The organism is Marinitoga arctica, assembly GCF_054657315.1.
The window spans coordinates 1-3,250 of the sequence record NZ_BAAHYY010000058.1; the positions used below are offsets into that span (position 1 = coordinate 1).

Here is a 3,250-nt window from a genome sequence, read left to right on the forward strand (position 1 = left end):
TATTTCATAATAATTACTATTAATCAACTATTATCATTTTACACAGAATTTTGGACAGACCCATAATTCTTAACCAAAATTTAATACTATTCAAAACATTGATGTATTAAACATTTTATTTTTTTGGTCCATTTTTCAATTGTAATCACGTCCACTGTTCACTTGACAAATACAGATAGTGAAGACAGAAGATTTTTATCGTCCAGTGAAACCTTAATTATGAAAAAATATAAAGATATATTAATAATTATACTCAATAAAAAATTGAAAACGACTTCAATAATTACATTAAAAGAAAAAGAAAAATATATTGATTATAATTATTATATGTTAAAAATTGGAAAAGATATATTTTACCCAATACCATTTGAACCACATAAAATTGAAACATTTAATGGATATGCTATATGTAACCGTGAAAAAACAAGTACTTTTAAATATGAAGGAGCTGAATATAGAATATCCTCAAATCAATCAAAAAATAATAAATCAGTTTTTTATAGTGGTGTTGAAAATGAAATTTTAGTAAATTTAAAAATCAAAAAAATACTAAAAAGTGATAATTATTTAACCTGTTTTTTGTGTATTAACGAAAGATGATATAATATATAATGCATATTATAATGTTATATCTTCAGATTTCACAAATCCAAATAAAAACATTACAGTAGTATTTAAACAAAATACAAAAATTTTTTAGGATTATATAACATTGATTTCTATATAGCAGGATACGAAATTTTTTCAACTAAAATAGAATTCAAGAAAGTATTATATACTTATTGAGGTGATTGATATAAAAAAATATTTTTATTGGATAAGAAAAATAAAGCTACGATAGTATACACTATTTTTGAAATTTTTTTTATTGGTATATAATTCCAGGACGTTTAACTTCAAAATTTATTTTTACATATAAATATCCTTCTATTCTTTCACTTAAATTTTTATTAACCAGTATTATGATTATAATAATTGCAATAATCAGAGAAAAATATTTGGGAACAAAAAAGAAGAAGAGAAATTTTAAGAATTTTATAATTTCTGTTTTTTTATATGGAGTTGTATTTTATATTTATGGATATTTTTCACATTTCACATATAATCAAACCCTGGATATTTTGATTTTTAAATTCACAATGTATTATTTTGTTATTAATATGGATATATCAGAAAAAAAATAATATTAATAATCTTATAAAAGTTCAAAAGAGAAAGTTGTTTATATGATTTTTATTCATTTTGTAGTAAAATCTATGTAATATCTTCTTAAAAAGAATTTTGCGATATAAAGGATGTTTTATTAATCGGATGAATTAATCATCCGATTTTTTTATTGTGCCTAAAATCGCAGATTTTAAATAAATAAAATTTTTAGTAGTATAGATTTGATAATCTCCTCCTCTTACTTCGGTAAATCAAAATTTACCGAAGTTAATGAAAACTAACTAATATAGCATAAAATAAAGATTATAATATATTTTTAATACTCTAAATTGATATTTTTTCTAAAGAAAAGAATTTAATCTTTTTGGATAAATAGTTATTATTCTGAAATAATTATGCATTGTATAATGTATCTATATTGTATATTTTAATATTCTAAATTAGAAAAAGATTCTTCTTTATTTAAAATTTTATGTTAATTATATATTATGTATAAATTATATATAATATAAATATTAAATTATTATATTTGAAATTATAAATAGCAATATATATAATACACATTATATAAAAATGATTTAGAAATAGAAATTAATATATAAAATATATAATTTATAAATTAACATTATATAATACATATAATGAATAATAATTATATAATGTAAAAATGTGATTCTGAAGAATTTAATGAGAATAATATATTTTTTTATAATTGATTTTTATAAAAAAATATATTGAATACCATTATTCCGCAGTTTCAACTTTATTAAAATCAAATACTCCTTAATATTTTGTCTTTAATTTTTTTTACAAGCGAGAAATTAATTTTTCTTTATTTTGTGCTATTATTAAGCGATGTACGTGTATTAGATTTTTTAGATTTAATTATGGTTATTATATACTAATTATACGAGGAGGATAAAAAATTGAATATTGTAAATACTATAAAGAATAAAATTGAAGGAATATCTATTGCATTATTTGAGGATGAATTTATTAGAGAAACTTTATTTTCATCAAATATAAAATATTATAAATTTATTCGACGTTTTAATTTGTTTTTTTCATTCATTAATATAATACCTCTAATTTATTCTTTTATTAATTTTAATTTACCTTATTTTTTAGGATATTTGATATTTGCTTTAGGAATATATATTATATGGATATTTGAATTAATTACTAATTCAATAATTTTTGAAGAGATAAAAACATTTACAATAATTCAAATTGCATTACATAGTTTTTTTGGTTTATTTTTGGGCTTTTACGATAAATATGATATTTTTGATGATATTTTGCATTTATCTGGAGGAATTTGGCTTGCTACAATTATTTTCCCTTTAGTTTTATCTTTGGAACTCACATATTCAAGACAAAAAATGCCTTCCCTTATTTTAAAAGTAAATTTTTATACATTTTCCATAGGAATGACTATGGGAGTTATATGGGAAATTTTCGAATTTATTTCTGATAGCATATTTTCAGATTTTCCAGGATATAGGTTAGCTCAAGAAGGAAGTCTTACTGATACAATGATGGATTTAATTTATGATTCTATAGGAATTATTGTAGGTATATTTATATTCTGGAAGATATTAAAAAGGCTAAATAAAGATAGAGATATGTATGTTTTATTAGAAAAAATAGGTATAGCTCTTAGAAAATTTGTTGATAAAAAAAATTGGATATAAAAAAAGGATTTTCAAACCTTATTTTTATAAACTGTAGTATAATATAAACTATGTAAAAATAAATTATTCCCAAAAACTATAATATCCTCAAACCAATCAAAAAATAATAAATCTGTTTTTTATAGTGGTGTTGAAAATGAAATTTTAGTAAATTTAAGAATCAAAAGAATACTAAAAAGCTATAAATATTTACCTGTTTTTTGTGTATTAATGAAAGATGGTATAATATATAATGCATATTATAATGTTATATCTCCAGATTTCTGTATTTGTCAAGTGAACGGTGGACATGATTACAATTGAAAAATGGACCAAAAAAATAAAATGTTTAATACATCAATGTTTCGAATAGTATTAAAGGTTTTGTCCAAAATTCTGTGTAAATTGAT

The 3,250-nt window shown here is 20.0% G+C and carries 2 protein-coding genes; both read left to right on the top strand.

The features are described from left to right. Positions 1-219 precede the first annotated feature (219 nt). Entirely contained in the window at positions 220-600 is a 381-nt protein-coding gene (locus ACYQ44_RS10275) for a hypothetical protein (protein ID WP_459997182.1), read from the top strand. A 1,493-nt stretch (positions 601-2,093) separates the two neighbouring features. Beyond that, complete coding sequence (locus ACYQ44_RS10280) at positions 2,094-2,861, top strand: DUF2238 domain-containing protein (RefSeq protein ID WP_459997184.1); 768 nt, start codon at positions 2,094-2,096, stop codon at positions 2,859-2,861. The last annotated feature ends 389 nt before the right edge of the window (positions 2,862-3,250 follow it).

Bases quoted from the DNA above. Each gene is read 5' to 3' on its own strand.
- ACYQ44_RS10275 (WP_459997182.1), top strand. From the start codon at position 220: ATGAAAAAATATAAAGATATATTAATAATTATACTCAATAAAAAATTG.